This window comes from Vibrio sp. 1249-1, assembly GCF_033340495.1.
On the sequence record NZ_JAWOWJ010000371.1, the window covers coordinates 1 to 806 of the forward strand.

The 806-nt window shown below is 41.2% G+C and carries 1 protein-coding gene; it reads right to left on the bottom strand.

All coding sequences use genetic code 11. The annotated features are described in order from the left end of the window. Positions 1-747, bottom strand: a 747-nt coding sequence (gene repC, locus R7Z50_RS26445; RefSeq protein ID WP_318149607.1) for a replication protein C, IncQ-type, incomplete at its 3' end; no start/stop codon positions are given. Positions 748-806 lie beyond the last annotated feature (59 nt).

An 806-nucleotide genomic window follows, 5' to 3' on the forward strand; every position in this document is an offset into this window, starting at 1 on the left:
TCTAAAGGTATCACTTGATACTTCCTCGTCATATTGCGCCCACACAGCACTAACCACCGTATCAATTCCTATATGCCTTGTCTCGCCCAAGCGAACCACACCTGATAAATAGCTGTGAAGAACCCTTGAAGCATCAGCTTTCAGCAAGTGCCTTTCTTGTCTATGGATAAAGATATAATTTGCTTTTTGAGACCATACAGAGTGCGCAGAGATAGGATTGATAAAAATATCATATTGCTCAGTATCTTTATTAAACCGATAAGAGAGAAGATTAAAAGATCCAGACCAGCGAGCACCGTCATATTTGAAACTAACAGCTCCTAATCTATCTAGACTTGCCTCAAGCCACTTATAGTTCTTGGCTCCTGATGTGGAGCGTTGCAACTCTTTAAGTAACTCATATCTTGTTAGTGATATTTTTAATGCTGGAAGTTCTAAGAGCCTGAAAGTCTCTTTTTCATTGATAGAACCACCTTTAAGATCTATCTCCAAGGCTTCAAGTATCTTATCGTCCTGATCTATTGCTTCACGATACAGTTCACTTCGAGCAATTGCTAAAACGCACAAAAGCAAATCCTGATCAGCCACATCAAGCTCATAGAACATTCTGGTTTTTAGTGTGCCATTAGGCGTTTCGTGAATGCGCTCTAAGCCCTTTCTTCGCCTACCCTTGGCGATTGGTCTAAAGGTTGGTGCAGCGTGTAAAACAGGGTGATTACGAGCCGCAGGGAATCTTACATCATCCATTAGTTACGCCCTCTAATCATATTTGAAGCACTGAAATTATGACGCATCAAAACACCTCC